Annotated in this window: 18 protein-coding genes; 1 reads left to right on the top strand and 17 read right to left on the bottom strand. The window is 71.0% G+C overall.

Annotated features, from left to right (window positions below):
* Positions 1-2: 2 nt before the first annotated feature.
* From IEZ31_RS04965 to IEZ31_RS04950, 4 genes are all read right to left on the bottom strand, one after another.
* Positions 3-500 carry a hypothetical protein gene (locus IEZ31_RS04965; RefSeq protein WP_190248521.1) on the bottom strand — a complete coding sequence of 166 codons (498 nt, stop codon included), beginning with the start codon at positions 498-500 and terminating at the stop codon, positions 3-5.
* Positions 501-536: 36 nt separating this feature from the next.
* On the bottom strand, positions 537-929 hold the full coding sequence (locus IEZ31_RS04960) for an ACT domain-containing protein (RefSeq protein ID WP_190248520.1): 393 nt from the start codon (positions 927-929) through the stop codon (positions 537-539).
* Positions 930-989: 60 nt separating this feature from the next.
* Entirely contained in the window at positions 990-1,418 is a 429-nt protein-coding gene (locus tag IEZ31_RS04955; RefSeq protein ID WP_190248519.1) for a hypothetical protein, read from the bottom strand.
* Positions 1,419-1,545: 127 nt separating this feature from the next.
* Positions 1,546-2,250, bottom strand: coding sequence for a hypothetical protein (locus IEZ31_RS04950; RefSeq protein ID WP_190248518.1), 705 nt, complete (start codon positions 2,248-2,250; stop codon positions 1,546-1,548).
* A 192-nt stretch (positions 2,251-2,442) separates the two neighbouring features.
* Between IEZ31_RS04950 and IEZ31_RS04945 the strand changes: the two genes are divergently transcribed.
* On the top strand, positions 2,443-3,651 hold the full coding sequence (locus tag IEZ31_RS04945; RefSeq protein ID WP_190248517.1) for an arginine deiminase: 1,209 nt from the start codon (positions 2,443-2,445) through the stop codon (positions 3,649-3,651).
* On the opposite strand, the gene IEZ31_RS04940 is transcribed toward IEZ31_RS04945, so the two are convergent.
* The 13 genes from IEZ31_RS04940 to IEZ31_RS04880 form a co-directional block, all read right to left on the bottom strand.
* A complete protein-coding gene (locus IEZ31_RS04940) occupies positions 3,623-4,510 on the bottom strand; it encodes a DUF5926 family protein (protein ID WP_190248516.1) in 888 nt (295 codons plus the stop codon). The two genes, IEZ31_RS04945 and IEZ31_RS04940, sit on opposite strands and share 29 nt — an antisense overlap.
* A gap of 397 nt (positions 4,511-4,907) precedes the next feature.
* On the bottom strand, positions 4,908-5,306 hold the full coding sequence (locus IEZ31_RS04935; RefSeq protein WP_190248515.1) for an ATP-binding protein: 399 nt from the start codon (positions 5,304-5,306) through the stop codon (positions 4,908-4,910).
* Between the two features lie 4 nt (positions 5,307-5,310).
* Positions 5,311-6,777: a sensor histidine kinase gene (locus IEZ31_RS04930; protein ID WP_190248514.1), complete on the bottom strand. Its 1,467-nt coding sequence runs from the start codon at positions 6,775-6,777 to the stop codon at positions 5,311-5,313.
* Between the two features lie 88 nt (positions 6,778-6,865).
* On the bottom strand, positions 6,866-7,708 hold the full coding sequence (locus tag IEZ31_RS04925) for a glycerophosphodiester phosphodiesterase (protein ID WP_190248513.1): 843 nt from the start codon (positions 7,706-7,708) through the stop codon (positions 6,866-6,868).
* Positions 7,689-8,027: a rhodanese-like domain-containing protein gene (locus tag IEZ31_RS04920; protein ID WP_229834200.1), complete on the bottom strand. Its 339-nt coding sequence runs from the start codon at positions 8,025-8,027 to the stop codon at positions 7,689-7,691. The genes IEZ31_RS04925 and IEZ31_RS04920 overlap by 20 nt, the downstream gene beginning before the upstream one ends.
* A gap of 9 nt (positions 8,028-8,036) precedes the next feature.
* On the bottom strand, positions 8,037-9,245 hold the full coding sequence (locus tag IEZ31_RS04915; RefSeq protein ID WP_229834199.1) for an LCP family protein: 1,209 nt from the start codon (positions 9,243-9,245) through the stop codon (positions 8,037-8,039).
* A 257-nt stretch (positions 9,246-9,502) separates the two neighbouring features.
* A complete protein-coding gene (locus IEZ31_RS04910) occupies positions 9,503-10,747 on the bottom strand; it encodes an LCP family protein (RefSeq protein ID WP_190248511.1) in 1,245 nt (414 codons plus the stop codon).
* Positions 10,748-10,818: 71 nt separating this feature from the next.
* Positions 10,819-11,787: a UDP-glucuronic acid decarboxylase family protein gene (locus tag IEZ31_RS04905; RefSeq protein WP_190248510.1), complete on the bottom strand. Its 969-nt coding sequence runs from the start codon at positions 11,785-11,787 to the stop codon at positions 10,819-10,821.
* 70 nt (positions 11,788-11,857) lie between these two features.
* The gene (locus tag IEZ31_RS04900) at positions 11,858-13,621 is read right to left on the bottom strand and encodes a monocarboxylic acid transporter (RefSeq protein WP_190248509.1); all 1,764 of its coding nucleotides are present in this window, start codon (positions 13,619-13,621) and stop codon (positions 11,858-11,860) included.
* Entirely contained in the window at positions 13,618-13,962 is a 345-nt protein-coding gene (locus tag IEZ31_RS04895; RefSeq protein ID WP_190248508.1) for a DUF485 domain-containing protein, read from the bottom strand. Before IEZ31_RS04895 ends, IEZ31_RS04900 begins: the two co-directional genes overlap by 4 nt.
* 144 nt (positions 13,963-14,106) lie before the next feature.
* On the bottom strand, positions 14,107-14,604 hold the full coding sequence (locus tag IEZ31_RS04890) for a flavin reductase family protein (protein ID WP_190248507.1): 498 nt from the start codon (positions 14,602-14,604) through the stop codon (positions 14,107-14,109).
* Between the two features lie 7 nt (positions 14,605-14,611).
* Positions 14,612-16,417, bottom strand: a complete 1,806-nt coding sequence (locus tag IEZ31_RS04885) for an ABC transporter permease (protein WP_190248506.1) — start codon at positions 16,415-16,417, stop codon at positions 14,612-14,614.
* On the bottom strand, positions 16,408-17,163 hold the full coding sequence (locus tag IEZ31_RS04880) for an ABC transporter ATP-binding protein (RefSeq protein ID WP_229834276.1): 756 nt from the start codon (positions 17,161-17,163) through the stop codon (positions 16,408-16,410). The genes IEZ31_RS04885 and IEZ31_RS04880 overlap by 10 nt, the downstream gene beginning before the upstream one ends.
* Positions 17,164-17,213: the final 50 nt, after the last annotated feature.

The following is a 17,213-nucleotide window of genomic DNA, read 5'->3' as shown; positions in this document are numbered from 1 at the left end:
GTTCAGCAGGAGGCCACGTTGAGCAGCGCGGGTGGTGCGGTCGCCCGCACCTCGACCGTGCAGGGGTCGGTGCCTGCGGTGACGACGGTCAGGGCCGACGGGGAGCCCTTGGTGATCACCTGCAGGGGTTCACTGTTGGTGACGGTGAGCACCGTGTACTGCCAGATGCCCGCGCACAGCGGCTGGTTCTTCACGGTCATGCCCGACCCGGTCGGCAGCTCGGGACGCGCCCGCCGTACCGCCGCGAGGACCTGTTCGCCGGACGGCCGGCCGTTGCACTGCACGACGTAGGCCTCCGAGAAGCCGCTGGGGCTGGGCGAGGCCGAGGAGGGGCGGTGCGACGGCACGAGGGGCGTGCTCGGTGGTGTGGGGGATCTGGTGGTGCCGGAGGTCGGCGCGACGGACGCCGGAGGGATGATCGGATCGTCGTCCTGCCGGGTGCAACCGGCCATCAGGCATCCAAGAGCGGCGATGGACAGCACGGCGGCTGCGGGGCGCATCCGCTCATCGTAGGAGCGCCCGAACGGCTCCGACAGTCAGGTCGTGACCCGGTGTCCGGCGGCCGTCAGGGCGGCCAGCGCCTCGCTCAGCCGCACCGCGGGAACGACCACGTAGTCGGTGTCGAACGTCGAGAACGCGAAGATGTTCACCCGAGCGTCGGCCAGCGGGCTGACGATCGACGCGAGGATGCCGGTGAGCGCCAACTGCACCGGGCCGGCGACGCGCAGGCAGCGCCACGGCGCCTCGACGGAGGCGCCGTCAGGGGCCAGGTCGGCCGGGCAGAGGATGGAGACCTCGTCCGGCGTCCAGGTCACGGAGATGACGTCCGGCAGGCCCATCGCCGCCTCGATGAAGCCGGCCGGCAGCGGCGATGCGGCCGGCAGCCGGCAGATCGCGTAGTCACCCGGCAACAGTGCGAGGTCCAACATGACAAGGAGCGTACGGTGCGAACGCGCACCGCGGTGGCAGCGGTGAGCGACGACACGGCTTCAGACTGCGCTGAAGAAGGTGATCGATCCGACGACCTGCCCGTCCTGGAGCAGCGGCGCCGCGATGGCGTCGAACATGCGCGGCCCGCCGGCGCACTGGAGCCGCACGAGACCGCGGGCGAGCCGCCCGGACGACAAGGCGAGCAGCGGCGGCATCTTGGCGACCTCAGCCGGGTCGAGCGCGCCGCCGTCGGCGAAGTCGAGCAGCCGTAGCACACCGTCGAGCAGCGGGCGGTCGACGGCGGACTCGGTCAGGCCGAGCAGGTCCTCGAACGACGCGGACACCGCGACCACGACGGCTTGCTCGTCGATGACGAGGCTCGGCTCGGCGGCCTCGCTGACCGTGTCGCCCCAGCGGTCGAGGCTGGACTCGGCCGTGACGGCGCGGACCTGGTGCGGATCTGAGATGGACAGCTCGACGTGCGGCACAGCGCCTCCTCAGGCACCGGTGCTGCGGGCGCGCAGCGCATTCATCATCGCATCAGTCCGGGTGAGATCAGTCCGGGTGAAATCGTTCCGGGTGAAATTCGGCACGCGCGGCTTCACCCCGCAGAGGCTACTCCGCGTAACCCCGCTTGTCAGTGCCCACGTGCTCGCCGTCCGGGTACCAGCGGTAGTCCTCGGCCAACCCACCATAGTCCGCCGTGAACCAGGTCGCCGGGTGCGCGGCGAGCGCGAAGACCTTGTCGACGGTCTCGACGGCCAGCCGGGTGCCGCGCGCGTTGAGGATGCGGGGCAGCTCGTGGTAGGCCGTGACGAGGCAGCCCTTCGGCACGCCATAGAAGCTGATCTTCCCGCTGCCGGCGAACGCGAGCACCGGCATCACCGGGATCGACACGCCGGCGCTGCGGGAGAGCGCCTCGGCGGCGGCGCGCGCCTCGCGGCGGGCCTCCTCGACGTACTTCGGTCGCTTCCCGTCGATCTGGACGACGTCACCCGCGAAGGACACCCGGCTGCGGCCGTGGTCCTTCACCGTCACGGCGAACACCCCGCCCGGCCCCACGGCCAGGAAGCTGTCGTGCTCCTCGCCGCTCAGCTCGCGCAGGTCCAGCACGTGCCACTCGTCGCCGAGATGTCCGATGAGGTTGCCGATCCGTCGGTAGAGTCGGCTGTGCGCCGCCTCCTCGCGCCGGAGCCCGCGCTCCGCCCGCCGGGACCGTACCCACTCGATCGGGGAACTGCGTCCCGCATCGACCGTGATGCGTTCGTCAAAGTCCCCCGGCTGCGAATCCTGACCGCCCCGGTACAGCAGCTCGGTCATCTCGCACACCTCCGATGTCGCCGCTCGGTTGCGTGTGTGTCCAGATACCGTACGTGTTCGGACGGGCACGCGGCAGCACAGGAAGACGGAATGACTGGGAATGACTGGGATGAATCAGACATTCACGCACGCTCATGAATTTGCGCATGGCGCGCAACCGGATCATATCGGGCGAGCCGATAGGCTTGGCTCGTGAACCACTACGTCGACAGCGAGGTCGGCCGGCTCGGCACCGTGCTGTTGCACCGGCCCGGGGCGGAGCTCGCCCGGCTGACTCCGCGCAACAACGACTCGCTGCTCTTCGACGGCATTCCGTGGGTCGGTCGCGCTCAGGAAGAGCATGACATGTTCGCGGACGCGTTGCGGGCACATGGCGTCGAGGTGCTCTACGTCGGCGAACTGCTGGCCGAGGCGCTCATCGACACCGAGGCGCGTGACGAGGTGACCGGGACGGTGCTGGCCGACGTCCGGCTCGGCGACTCGCTGCGCCGCCACGTCGCCGCGCACCTGGCCGCGCTCGATCCGGCCGCGCTCGCCACCACCCTGATCGCCGGGCTGTCGCGGGCGGAGCTGCGCACCGGTACCGGACTGGTGCACGCCCTCATGGACCGGTCGGACTTCGTCATCGACCCGCTGCCCAACCTGCTGTTCACGCGCGACTCATCCGTGTGGATCGGTGACCAGGTCGCGGTCACCAGCCTGGCCATGCACGCACGGCGCCGGGAGACCACGCTGACACATGCGATTTATCGGTACCATCCGCGCTTCGCGGGCACCGAGCTGCTCTACGAGCCGACGATCGAGCATCTGGAGGGCGGCGACGTGCTGCTGCTCGCGCCCGGCGTGCTCGCGGTCGGGGTGGGCGAGCGGACCCGCCCGGCCGGCGCGGAGCGGCTCGCCCGGCGCTGCTTCGAGCGCGGGCTGGCCCACACGGTCCTCGTCGTGCCGATCGCCCAGGAGCGGGCGACGATGCACCTCGACACGGTGTGCACGATGGTCGACACCGATGCGGTGCTCATGTACCCCAACGTGGCCGGCAGTCTGCAGGCGTGGACCGTCACGGCCGGCGAGGAGCTGCCGGTGAGCGGCCCCGAGCCGTTCGTCGTGGCGGCGGCGAAGGCGATGCGCATCGACACCCTCCGGCTCATCGACACCGGCCTCGACCCGGTGACCGCCGAGCGCGAGCAGTGGGACGACGGCAACAACACGCTCGCGATCGCGCCGCGCCTCTGCGTTGCCTACGAGCGCAACGTCGAGACCAACGCACAGCTGGAGCGGCAGGGCATCCAGGTCATCCGGATCCCCGGCTCCGAGCTGGGCTCGGGCCGGGGCGGTCCGCGATGCATGTCCGCGCCGATCGCGCGGCGGCCGCTCAGCGCAGCGGCTGGAGGCGGCCGATGAGGCCCTGCTTGCTGCGCCGCTCGGCGGGCGTCAGCGGCTCGATGACCGCGAGCGCCTCCGCGTAGCGCTTGGCGAACTCGGCGACCGGCGCCTCCCACTCCTCGGCCTCGACGTCGACGGGCAGGTCCCAGACCGGCGCGAGCAGCCCGTGCGCCCGGAACATGCCGGCGAACTTGGTGCTGTCGCCGAGCAGCAGCCCACCCGCGGCCGACAGCCGCGACAGCGCGTCGAGGGCGTTGTCCTCGTCGTCGCCGAGCACCAGGCGCACGTGGGAACGGTCGGTGACCCGGCACCAGTACGTGGCCGGGGCGGCGGCCAGCTTCACGGTCGGGAAGATGCTGGCGTTGGCCCGCTCCAGCGACGCGCGCACGTTGGGGTCGTCGGCGGCGTTGTCGTCGAGCCAGAACTCGAAGCCGGTGTGGACGGTGATGTCGAGCGGGGCGTTGACAATGACGTCCTGGAGGCGCTCACCGACACCGGGCAGGGCGGGCACGGCGACGGTCTTGCCGGGCGGGGTCTCCAGGGCGCACAGCAGCGCGACGGCGAGGTCGCGGGAGACGTCGCCGGACTGCACGTGGCGCTGCAGGCCGATGAACACGCGCCCGTCGGGCTTGGTCATGGCGGGCCAGGCCATCGGCAGCACGGTGGCGAGGATGACCTCCCGGTCGCCGTACTTCTCGGCCAGGGCGGGCGCCAGCTTCAGGGGTGCCGCGGCGGCCGGCACGAGCTCCCGCAGGGCGATCCACTCGGGCTCGTCGGCCAGCCCTTGGAACGGCCGCCCGACGTACACGTCGCGGATCTTCTCGCGCTTCTCGCCGCTGCTGCCACGGCCACGGGGGGTTTTCGCACGCTTGCTCACGGCGAACCAGCCTAGGCGCTCCCGCCCGGCGCGGGGTGCACAAGGCCCCCATCCGGCGCGTCTCTCACCCCCGGGCGCACCGCGGACGGCCGACGGCCTGCTCACCGTCCGGTGGCGAGCTGCCTAGACGTTGGTCGATCTACCCTCAAGTTGATCTCGAAATACGAGGGTAGATCGACCAACGTCGCTTCAAAGGGCCGCGCGCGACGTGGCGTCAGGGCAGGGCGCGGGCGGGCACGAGCGAGCGCGGCCGTAGGCGAGCGAAGGGCTGGCGCAGACGAGGGTGGCGGCGGGTGAAGACGCCTGCGGGGCGAAGCGCGGAGGCGGAGCGGGCCGGCTGGGCAAGCGCGCGGGCGGAGCGCGGGGGGCGAAGCGAAGGTGTGTGCGGAGGCGGGCGTTACAGGGTGGCCCAGACGCATTGGCCGAGGCCGTCGCGTTCCACGCCCCAGCCCGTCGCCAGCGCCGCCACGATCGTCAGGCCGCGGCCGTCGACCGAGTCCGGGCTCGCTACCCGCATCTGGGGGCCGGACGGGGAGCCGCCGTCCGTCACGCGGATCTCCAGGGTGTCGTCCGTCAGCAGGCGCCACGCCACGCGGATCACGTCGCCCGGGAGGGGGGCGCCGTGGCGGACCGCGTTGCCGACCAGCTCGGCGGCGATGGCGATCGCGTCGTCCAGGCGGTCGGGGGCGATCAGGGCGTCGAGTTCGTCGGCCAAGCGGTGGCGGGCCAGGTGGGCGCCGCGGGCGTGGTGGGGCACGACCACGCACCAGGCGCGCTCCGCAACGGTTGTGGACACGCTCTCAAGCCTCCCCGTGGCCCTCGGCGTCGGCTCGGGGCAGTCGCACCTCGGCGACGGTCCCTCCCCCTCGGCGTGGTCGCAATGACACCCATCCATGTTGACGCTCGACGATCCTACGCACCAGGTACAAACCGAGGCCGACCCCACCGCTCTTGCGCTGGTCGCCGGTCTCGAGCTGCCAGAACCGCTCGAAGGCCCGCTCGACGTGCTCCGGCCGGATGCCGATGCCGCGGTCGGACACCCGGAACCAGACAGACTGCGGGTCCGCTCCGGCAGTCAACTCGACTTCTACCCAATTTGGCGAGTATTTACCCGCATTGGTCACCAATTCGGCCAGTACCGTGGCGAGACTCGCCCGATCGCCGTACGTCTTCGGGAGCGTGGCAGGCAGATCGACCTTGAGCAGCCGGCGCTGCACCGGGTTGAGCTCGTCGACCGCCGTCGTGAGCGACTCGATCAGGTCGAACGGCAGCAGCGTGGACAGGTCGACGTCGCCGATCGCGTTCAGCAGTCGGTCGACCAGCCGGCTGAGGTCGCGGGCCCGCTGGCCGACGACGAAGATCGCCTCGCGCCGCGCCCCCTCGTCGAGGGACTCCCAGTGATCGACGAGCGTGTCGGCGTACCCCCGGATCACCGTGATCGGCGTGCGCAGCTCGTGGCCGGTCAGCGCGATGAACAGGTCGCGGCCGTCCGGCGGCTCCTCCGGCCGGGCGCGAAACGACACCGCCAGGTCGGTCGAGCCGGGCACGGGCTGGGCGCGGATCTCGATCCACGTGCCGCAGGCCATCTGGTGCTCGACCGTCTCGTCGGCGTCGGGCAGCGGGAACGGCCACGGCTTGCCGAGCGCCGTCTCCGGCGGGCGGGCGGTCAGCCGGGCGGCCGCCGGGTTCCAGGCGATCACCCGGTGGCCGGGGTCGAGCAGCGCGAACGGGCCGTTGATCGGGTCGACGGCGGGGCCGTCGCGGTACACCGGCAGGCCGCGCCCCAGCCCGTACTGCAGCGCGATGAACGAGGCGAGGAAGCTCAGCGCCGACCGCTGCTCGGGCTCGGCCGAGCCGTCGGCGTCGGGGTAGCTGACGGCCAGGATGCCGACGCTCGCGCCGGCCGCGTTGACCTCGGCCGTCATGACGCGGTGCAGGCCGCGGCTGTCGAGCTGGACGCCACCCGGGGTGCCGATGAGGCTGCTCGGGAACTCCCGGACGCGGGATCCGTACTGCAGGAGGCCGCGCAGCGACGGGTGAATGAGATCGACCGGCCGGCCAAGCGCCCACTCCAGCTTGCCGGCGGCCGCGACGACGCGGCCGGTGTCGTGCGCATATTCGATGAAGACCGCGCCGATCGCCCCGGTGGCGGCCGACGCCACCTCGACCGACTGCTGCAGCAGGGTCACGCCACCCTCGCCGGCGTTGAGCGCCTCGGCGACCCCGGCCAGCCCGGCAAAGACGGCGGCGGGGGGAGCATCGACCATGATTGGAGTCTGCCTCGCCGCGGGCGGCTTTGAAAGGTTGTCGACGAAAGATGTTGAGACGTGAATCAGTCGGGCCGCGCCGCGGGCGCTACGGATTCCGAAGGCCCAGCTCGCGCAGCCGGTCGATGACGAACGCCGGGCGGTCCGAAATGATGCCGTCGACCTTCAGCTTGACCACCAGGTCGACCTCGTCGGGCTCGTTGACCGTCCAGACGTACACCTGGAAGCCCCGCCGGTGCAGGCGCTCCACGAGGTCGGGTGAGGTGCGCAGCAGTTGCACGCCCGGGCCGGCGATGGTGCTGCCGGGCGGCATGTAGCCGATCCGGGTGGGCACCGACCAGACGTCGATGAGCATCACCGTCGGCAGCGACGGCGCGCGCTGGCGGACGCGGCGGATCGCCGTCGATGAAAACGACATCACCGTCACCTGGAGAGCGCGGTCCGGGTCGGGGCGCTCCAGCCCGTACCGCCGCAGCAATTGCAGCAGGGAGAGCTCGACCGCGCTCCCGTACCGGGTCGGGTGCTTGGTCTCGATGAGCAGGCGCATCGGGCGACCGGCGTCGGTGGCCAGGCCGAGCAGGCGGTCGAGGGTGAGCACCCGGCCCCGCCAGCCGTCGTCGACCAGCCGGCGCTCGATGATCAGCTCGTCGGGCGAGTCGGGCAGCTGCGGCTTCCACGAGCTGAAGTCGAACCGGTCGAGCTCGGCGAGCGTCTGCACGCTGACCCGGCCGCGGCCGTCGCTGGTGCGGTCGATGCGGGAGTCGTGCAGGCACACCAGGTGGCCGTCGCGAGTGAGCCGGACATCGCACTCGAGGCCGTCGGCGCCCTCCTCGATGGCCAGGAGGTAGGCGTCGAGGGTGTGCTCGGCGAATCGCTGCGAAGAGCCGCGGTGTGCGAACACGAGCGGCCGCTCAGGCGACTCTTGGAGCACCGCCGTCCTCGCTCACCATCGCCCGCCCGGCGGCGGCCCAGTGCTGCATGCCGCCGTCGAGGTTGATCGTGCGCTCCAGCCCGTTGTGCTGGAGGAACGCGACCACCTGGGCGGAGCGCCCGCCCACCCGGCAGACGACGATCACGTCGCGGTCGGCCGGGATCTCGGCGATCCGGGCCGGGATCTGCATCATCGGCATGTGCACCGCGCCCGGCGCGTGGCCGGCGACCCACTCGTCGTCCTCGCGCACGTCGAGGAGGTAGGCGCCGTCCTTGACGTCGGCGACGGAGATGGCTGGAACTGATGGTCCCCTGAACACTTCGCCAGGCTACATGTGGTTGACCCAGGTCGGGTTCTCGACCGCCCACGAGTCGAGCCTGTCCTCACGCATCGCCCCGTAGAGGGCCTCCGCCTCCGGCAGTCCGACCACATACGAGATCCCGCCGATGTCCTGCGGCTCCGAGGGCACCTGCAGGCCGACCAGGTTGTTGGGGCTCACCTTGCGCAGCCCGAACATCAGGTCGGCGAGCGACACCCCGTTGGTGTCCACGGTGAGCGCCTGGCCGATGACCCGGATGAACTTGTCGAGGGCGATCGGGTTGGTCGTGAGATCCTTCTGCTGGGCCTTGTCGAGCAGCGCCCGGATGAACTTCTGCTGGTTCTTCTGGCGGTCGTAGTCGCCGTTGGCCAGGCTCTTGCGCTGCCGGACCAGGTCGAGGGCCTGCCAGGACTCCAGGTGGTGGCAACCTGGCTCGTAGACGGCCGGCCGGCCGCCCTTGGTCGGGTCCTTGTAGTTGCCGTTCTCGTCGTAGCCCAGGTGGATCGACGTCACCTTCTGGTCGATGCACATGTCGACGCCGCCGAGCAGGTCGACGGCGGCCTTGAAGCCGTCGAAGTTGACGATCGCGGCGCCGTCGAACCGGATGCCGAGCAGGTTGGTGAGCGTCTCCGCGAGCAGCTGGACGCCGCCCTTGCCGCCGCCGCCGTGCTGGAAGGCGCCGTTGATCTTCTCGTGCGACGAGCCGTCGAAGCCGGTCGCCGGGAACGGTGGGATCGCCACCCGCAGGTCGCGGGGGATCGACAGCAGGTAGGCCCGGTCGAGGCTGGCCGGGATGTGCACGATGATGATCGAGTCGGACCGCTGCCCGTCCTCGGGGTCGAGCGCCCGCGCGTCGGAGCCGAGGAGCAGGAAGTTGAGCGGGCCCTTGACGTCGCTGCGCCGCTCCTCCGCCTGGTTTGCGCCGCCGACGCGGGAGTTGTCGCCGAGCAGGGTCTCCTGGTTGACGCTGCCGCTGTAGCGCCGCTCGAGGAACTTGGTGCCGGCCAGCGCTGTGCCGGCGATCAGGACGACGACGGCGCCGAAGACGATGAGCGCCTTGGCCCATGCCGGGTCGCGACCAGGGAGCTTCTGCTTGTTGGCCTTCTTCGGCCGGGGCGGCTTGACGTCGTCACCGAGGTCGATGACGGGCTGTTCCGGCGCAGCATCATCCGCGATTTCGGTCGTTTCCGCCGTTTCGGACGTTTCGACCTTGTCCACGTCCTTCGCTTCTTCCGCTTCGACGCCGGCCACGTCAGGCGCTCTGTCCTCCATCTACCGCCCCCGAGAAGCCGCCCTGACACAGCGGGCGGGAATCCATCCGAGTCTACGTTCGAGGCGCGAAGAATGCGCACCCGCGGAAACCGGCAAACAGCGGATTTCTACTCGGTCGGCGCAGGTAACGCAATGAGATCTATACGACAGCCCGGGCATGCAACCCTCCCGAGGGAGCGACATGCCCGGGAATGCCGGAAATATCACTTGGATTTGGTGGTCGCCTTGGTCGAGGGCTGGGCGGATCCGCTCGGCTTCGGCTGCGTCGCCGCAGCCCAGTCGGCCATCTTGTCGGTGCGCATCGCGGTGTAGAGCGCGTCCGCCTTCTCCTTGTTGGGCACGACGACGTCCTCGCCGTTGATCTTCTTGCTGCCGTCGTGCGGGCTGACCAGGAAGGTGAGGTCGTCGCTGCGCAGGTTGCGGAACTGCAGCGCCATGTCGGCGATCGAGAAGTCCTTGTCGACGGTGATCGCCTTGGTGACCGCCTTGATGAACGCGTTGAGCTTGCCGGGGTTGGTCACCGTGCCGGAGCTGACGGCCTTGTCCAGGATGGCCTTCATCATCTCCTGCTGGTGACGCATGCGGGCGAAGTCGCCGTCGGCGAACTGGTAGCGCTGCCGCGCGTAGTCGAGCGCCTCGTCACCGTTGAAGTGGTTCATGCCCTTCTTGAACTGGCGCTTCGGCGGGTGGATCGAGGTGATGTCCTTCTCGACGTTCATGTCGATGCCGCCGAGCGCGTCGATCACCTGCTTGAAGCCGGCGAAGTCGATCAGCACGACGTGGTCCATGCGGACCTTGGTGTACTCCTCGATCGTCTGCACGGTGAGCGGCGTGCCGCCCCACGAGAACGAGGCGTTGAGCTTGGCCATCGTGTTGCCGTACTGCGGGTTGGCCTTGCTCTTCGGGATGTGCACGTAGAGGTCGCGCGGCATGGACACCAGGTAGGCCTTGTCGTGGCTGGCCGGGATGTGCAGGACGATCATGGTGTCGGTGCGCCACTCGCCCGCCTTGCCCTTGTTGTCGGGGTCGCGGGAGTCGCTGCCGAGCAGCAGGATGTTCAGCGCGCCGTCGGCCTCCTTCGGCGGGCGGCCGCCGGTGATGTCGGCGAACGGGTCCTCGCGCTGCAGGCCGGCGTCGACGTGCTTGTAGTAGATGAAGCCGCCCAGGCCGGCCAGCAGGGCCAGGACGAGGATGCCGCCCCCGGCGACCAGGGCGATGCGGCCCCAGCGCGGGCGGATCTTCTTCTTCCCGGAGTACTGGTTGCCGGTGCGCGGCGGCGGCGGAACGCTCCCGCCTCCGGTCGGCCGGCCGTAGACCCCGGCGCCGGCCGGGCCGGTCGGGGCGCCGGCACCGGATACTCGGGCACGGGCGCCCGAGGTGGGTGCGAGCGCGCCGGGCACCGAGGCGCGGCCCGAGGAGGAGCCGTTGGAGGCAGGCGTGTTGGGCATGAAACCCACGATACGAATCCCACGGCGCCACGCCACGTAACCGCGACGGGCGCGGCACGATCCAGGGAGAGTTACCGGCCGCGGAAGTAGGCGACCGTGCGGGCGAGACCCTCCTCCGGGCCGACGACCGGCTCGTATCCGAGCAGCTCACGGGCCTTGGTCAGATCGGGCCGGCGGCGCTCCGGGTCGTCGGCCGTGCGGGCGATGAGCGCCACCCGGGAGGTGCTGTCAGATAGCCGCACGATCGAGTCGGCGAGCTCGAGCATGGTCATCTCGTGCTCGGTGCCGCAGTTGATCGGGCCGGTCTCGGTGGAGTCGAGCAGCATCAGGATGCCGCGCACGAGGTCGGACACGTAGCAGATCGACCGGGTCTGGGTGCCGGAGCCGTGCACGGTGATCGGCTCGTTGCGCAGGGCCTGCGAGATGAAGGTCGGGATCGCCCGCCCGTCGTCGGGCCGCATGCGCTCGCCGTAGGTGTTGAAGATCCGCACGATGCCGACGTCGGCGCCGTGGCGGCGCTGGTAGCCCATCGTCGCCGCCTCGGCGAAGCGCTTGGCCTCGTCGTAGACGCTGCGGATGCCGATCGGGTTGACGTTGCCCCAGTAGGTCTCCGGCTGCGGGTGGACCAGCGGGTCGCCGTAGGCCTCGGAGGTCGACGCCAGGATGAACCGGGCACCGTCGGCCACCGCACGGTCGAGCAGGTGCAGCGTGGCGACCGAGCCGACCCGCAGGATCTCCACCGGCAGGTGGGCGAAGTCGGTCGGGCTGGCCGGCGAGGCGAAGTGCATGATCGCGTCGAACCGGCCGGCGAGCGCGTCGGCGGCCGGCAGCGGCTCGCTGACATCGGCCTCGACGAGCGTGAATCGAGGGTGGTCGACGAGATGCGCGACGTTGTCCTTACTGCCGGTGAGGAAGTTGTCCACCACGACAACCTGCGCACCCCGGGCGATCAGGGCATCGGCGAGGTGAGACCCGACAAAACCGGCTCCTCCGGTGAGGAGGATGCGGTGACCCTCGCCGTAACGCTGCGCAACGACCATGAACAACAGCCTAGCGAAGGTGCGCCGGGACCGGGGATCGGCGGTGCCCCCGGTCCCGGCGCACTGTTTCTTAGTGGGCTCCCGCGCCCGTGAGCGAGCGGGCCTCCAGCTCGGCGTACTTGTCGGGGTCGCGCTCCTTGCTGGTGAGCGCGCCCAGTGCGGCGAAGATGAACCCGATCGGGATCGAGATCAGGCCCGGGTTCTCCAGCGGGATCGGCGCGGCCGTGGTGCAGCTGAACAGCGCCGTCGGGTTCGAGACCGCCTTCGAGTCCTGCGCCACGCCGCAGGTCTTCGCCTGCGCCGCGTTGAGCGTCGCCGGGGTGCGGGCGTCGCTCACGCCGCCCCAGGCGATCGGGCTGAGCAGCACCACGCCGACCGCCGACAGCAGACCGGCGTAGATGCCCCAGGTCGCCCCGCGGGTGTTGAACTTCCTCCAGAAGAGCGAGAAGAGGATGGCCGGCAGGTTCGCCGACGCGGCGATCGCGAACGCCAGCGCCACCAGGAAGGCGACGTTGAGGTTGCGGGCGAAGATGCCGAGGACGATGGCCACGGCGCCGATGACGAAGGCGGAGTACCGCGCGACGACGACCTCCTGCCGCTCTGTCGTCTGCCCGCGCTTGATCACGTTGGCGTAGAGGTCGTGGGCGAGGGAGGACGACGAGGCGAGGGTGAGGCCGGCGACGACCGCCAGGATGGTGGCGAACGCGACGGCCGCGATCACCGCCAGGAGCAGCGATCCGCCGAAGTCGCCGCCGAGGTACCGCTTGCCGAGCGCTTCGGCGAGCTGTGGCGCGGCGGTGTTGCCGCCCGGGTCCTGAGCGAGGATGGCCTGCCGGCCGACCAGCGCCGCGGCGCCGAAGCCGAGGGCCAGCGTCATCAGGTAGAAGACGCCGATGATGCCGATCGCCCAGACGACGCTCTTGCGGGCCGCCTTGGCGTTCGGGACGGTGTAGAACCGGATCAGGATGTGCGGCAGGCCGGCGGTGCCGAGGACCAGGGCCAGGCCGAGCGAGATCAGGTCCAGCTTGCTCGCCAGCGTCGCCGCGGCGTTGCCGGCGAACTCCCGGCCGTAGCGCAGGCCGGGCTGCAGGAACGACTCCGGCGGGGTGCGCCCGGACTTCGCGGCGGCCTCGCCGAGCAGGCTCGACAGGTTGAACTTGAACGCCGCGAACACGAGCAGGGTCAGCAGCAGCGCGCCGATCATCAGCATGAACGCCTTGACGATCTGCACGTACGTCGTGCCCTTCATGCCGCCGACCGTCACGTAGACGATCATCAGCACGCCGATGAGCGCGATGGTGACGATCTTCGCGGTCTCGGCGCTCATGCCGAGGAACGTGTCGCCCGCCTTGATGCCGAGCAGCAGCGCCACCAGGGCGCCCGCGCCGACCATCTGGGCGAGCAGGTAGAAGATCGAGACCACGATGGTGGAGATGGATCCGGCGGTACGGACGGGTGCCTGCCGCATGCGGAAGGCGAGCACGTCGGCCATGGTGTAGCGGCCGGAGTTGCGCATCAGCTCGGCGACGAGCAGCAGGGCGACCAGCCAGGCGACCAGGAAGCCGATGGAGTACAGGAAGCCGTCGTAGCCGTTGAGCGCGATGATGCCGGCGATGCCCAGGAAGCTCGCCGCCGACATGTAGTCGCCGCCGATGGCCATGCCGTTCTGGAAGCCGGTGAACGAGCGGCCGCCGGCGTAGAAGTCCGCGGCGCTGCGGGTCTGCCGGCTGGCCCAGATGGTGATGGCCAGCGTGACCGCCACCAGCACCACGAACAGCGTGAGCGTGAGCGTGCGCGTCGTGGTCGCGGAGACGGCGAGGTAGGTCTCGTTCACTCCGGGCTCCCCTCGATCTTGGCGCGCAGCTCGTCGGCGAGCGGGTCGATCCTGCGATCGGCGTACCGCGCGTACAGCCAGGCGATGAGGAACGTCGACACGAACTGGAGCAGGCCGAAGATCAGCGCGACGTTGACGTGGCCGACGACCTTGGTGCTCATGAAGTCGCGGGCGTAGGCGGACAGGAGGACGTACAGCGCGTACCAGACGAGGAACGCGGCGGATACCGGGAAGACGAAGCGGCGCAGGGTGCGCCGCAGGGTGTCGAACTCCGGGCTGCGGGCGACCTCGACGTATCGGTTCTCGTCGGTGCCCGCGGGCACCGGTGTCTCGGTGCTCATGGAGGATCACCACCTGCCGTTGGGGGTGTGGGTACCGGAACGGTAGGAACCCGGCAGGCATCGGTGAAGATCTCAGTGTGGGAACGTGCCCAGCGGTGCGCCCAGCGGCAGGATCGGTGCGCCCGGTGACACCCGTCACACCGTTTACCGGCGGCGGTACCGCCCCCGCTCGTGCACCAGCGGCTCGCCCGCCTCGGTGAGCCCGATGTGCTCGATCGTCGCCTCGACCAGCAGCGACCAGCCATACGGCCGCGAGTCGTCCAGGCGGCAGCCGGCCCAGGTCTGGCCGGGCTTGACCGGCCCCCAGTCGGTCGGCTCCCAGTCACCCGTGGCGAACAGGCCGCCCGGCGCGGGCATCAGCCCGGCGAAGCGGTCGGCCAGCTGCCGGTCGTGCTCGCCGAGCAGGGTCACGGCGAACCGCCCGCTCGCCTCCAGCGCCGCCCAGAGGTCGCTCTCCTCGTCGACCAGGCCGAGCACCCGGCCGGGGTCGCCGTCGGCGACGATCATGGACGACACCGTCAGGCCGACCCGCGGGTTCGCCGTCCACAGGGTGACGGCGGCCGGCAGGCGACCGCGGAGGCGGCGCACCGGTGACCGCTGCTCCTCCGGCGTGGCGAACGGGTCCGACGGGTGGATGCTCACCGCACCATCAGGCCTTCTTCGGGGTGACCGCGGCCAGCACCTCCGGGGCGCGCCGCTCCAGGAGCGAGCCGGCGACGCGGGTGCCGACCCAGCCCAGCGCCAGGCCCCAGGCCACGCCGAGCGGCAGGACCAGCCAGGTCAGCCGGTCGGGCAGGAACGTGAAGGCGACCAGCAGCGGCGCCGTGAGCAGCCACGTGACGAACATGCTCACGAACGAGAGCAGGCTCTTCACGCTGCCGCGGCCGGAGTTCATGGTGAACGGGTTGGTGGTGTCCGGCATCGGGTAGGGCGCCAGGACCGACGTGATGCCCGCCGCGCCGACCGAGACGCCGAACGCGCACAGGCCCACGCCGAGCGCGGCCGGGAGCTGCGCCGCGTGGCCGCTCACGATCGAGACCACGATCGTTCCCACGGCGAGCAGGGGAAACGTCAGGATGCCCACGCCCAGCGCGCGGGCGGCCAGCTCGACCTGGCCGGGGACGCTGGTGAGCATGTGCAGCGCGTAGGCGGTGCCGTCGTTGCCGAACTGGTTGACGAGCGCCAGGCCGACGAAGGCCCCCGCGAACAGCAGCGAGTAGACGAGCGCGCCGCCGCTGAGACCCTGGCTGCCCGGCCCGCCGGCGCCGAAGGTGAACGCGAACGGGATCACGATCGAGGCGGCCAGCAGCGAGATCAGGCTGGCCCGGCGACGGGGGTCGCGCAGCCAGTACCGCACCTCGCGGGCCAGCAGCCCGGCGAAGCGGCCGGTCGGCACGAACCGCAGCGACCGCGGGACGAAGGCGCGGACGGGCGGGTCGGTGACCGCCCCCTTGCGCGCGCCCGGGCCGTCGGAGACGCCGAGCATCGCCGACTCGATGGTCCGCAGCCACCACCAGAGCAGCACGACCACGCCGGCCACGCCGATCAGCAGCCGGGCGGCGACCAGCCCCCAATTGCCGTCGATCGCGTCGAGGTAGGCGACGTACGGCGCGGCGAGCGGGGTCCAGGACAGCACCTCGCCGACCGCCGACGACTGCTTCGACTCGCCGTGCTGCACGACGGTGAAGACCAACTGGAAGATCGGGTTGCAGGAGATGCCGAGCAGCGCGATGAGCAGCGCGGCGAGGTCGCGGACCCGGCGCGAGCGCAGCATGCGGGCGAAGGCGCTGGTCACCGCGCGGCTCGCGGCGACGCACAGGGCGATGCCGACGAGCGCGCCGAGGACCGCCACGAGGCCGGCGGCCAGACCGCCGTCGAGCACCGCGCCGACCGTCGAGCCGAGGGTCGCCAGCAGCGTGACGAGCGGCGGGATGCCGACGAACGCGGCCGCCAGCATGCCGAGCACGAGGGTGCGGCGCGGCACCGGCAGCAGCGCGAAGCGGGCCGGGTCAAGCGTCTCGTCGACGCCGAAGAACAGCAACGGGACGAACACCCAGGCGAGCACGACGGCGGTGCCGGCGAACGTGGCCAGCGGGGCGCGGAGCTCCGGGTCGGCCAGGCTGCTGCCGGCGAACGCCGCGAACCCGAGCACGGCCGCCCACAGGCCGGCGAGCAGGCCGAAGATGAAGAGCAGGAGGCGACCGTACCGGCTGAAGAAGCGCACCTTCCGGTCGTCGCGGTGCCGGCGGCCGGGACGCAGGCTGTTGCGCATGATGCGGAGCTTGAGCCGGACGAAGTAGCTGACCTTGGGCACGCCGACCGGGACCGGTTGATGCAGCTCGGGGCGGGGCGCGTCGGCCGGTGCCGGACGCTGCGCGGGAACCTGCGGGCCCCCGGGTTCTCCCGGGACCGGCGGCTCGGCCGGCTGACGCGGGCCGGGCGGGTTCACAACCACGACAGTTCCGCGCCCGTCGCGACCCGGCCGCCGACGACCTCGACGAACACGTCCTCGAGCTCCCGGCCGGCGCGAACCTCGTCGATCGTGCCGATCCGCTTGATCCGGCCGTCGGCCAGGATCGCGATGTGCGTGCAGAGGCGCTCGACGACCTCCATCACGTGGCTGGAGAAGATCACCGTGCCGCCGTTGCGGACATAGCGGATGAGGATGTCGCGGATCAGCGCGCCCGAGACCGGGTCGACCGCCTCGAACGGTTCGTCGAGGACGAGCAGGCGCGGGGCGTGCAGCATCGCGCAGGCGAGGCCGATCTTCTTCTTCATGCCGGCCGAGTAGTCGACGACGAGCGTCCGGCCGGCGTCGGCCAGGCCGAGCACGTCGAGCAGCTCGCTCGCCCGGGCGTCGATGACGTCCTGCGGGAGCCCGCGGAGCAGGCCGTTGTAGGCGAGCAGCTCGCTGCCGGACAGCCGGTCGAACATCCGGGCGGAGTCGGGCAGTGCGCCGAGGCGCCGCTTGGCCTCGACCGGGTCCGACCAGACGTCGTGCCCGAGCACGTACGCGTGGCCGGCGTCCGGCCGCAGCAGCCCGACCGCCATCGACAGCGACGTGGTCTTGCCCGCACCGTTCGGCCCGAGCAGGCCGAAGAACGACCCGCTGGGCACGTCGAGGTCGACCCCGGCGACCGCGACCTTGTCCTCAAAACGCTTCGTCAGCCCCCGCAACGCGAGAGCGGCACCACCCGGCACGCTCACGTTGCCTCCGCTTCGCTCCGGCAACGCTCGTGCTCCCTGTGCCT

This window comes from Dactylosporangium sucinum (genome assembly GCF_014647515.1).
Lineage (GTDB): Bacteria > Actinomycetota > Actinomycetes > Mycobacteriales > Micromonosporaceae > Dactylosporangium > Dactylosporangium sucinum.
This window is presented reverse-complemented; position numbering and strand designations above follow the sequence as displayed.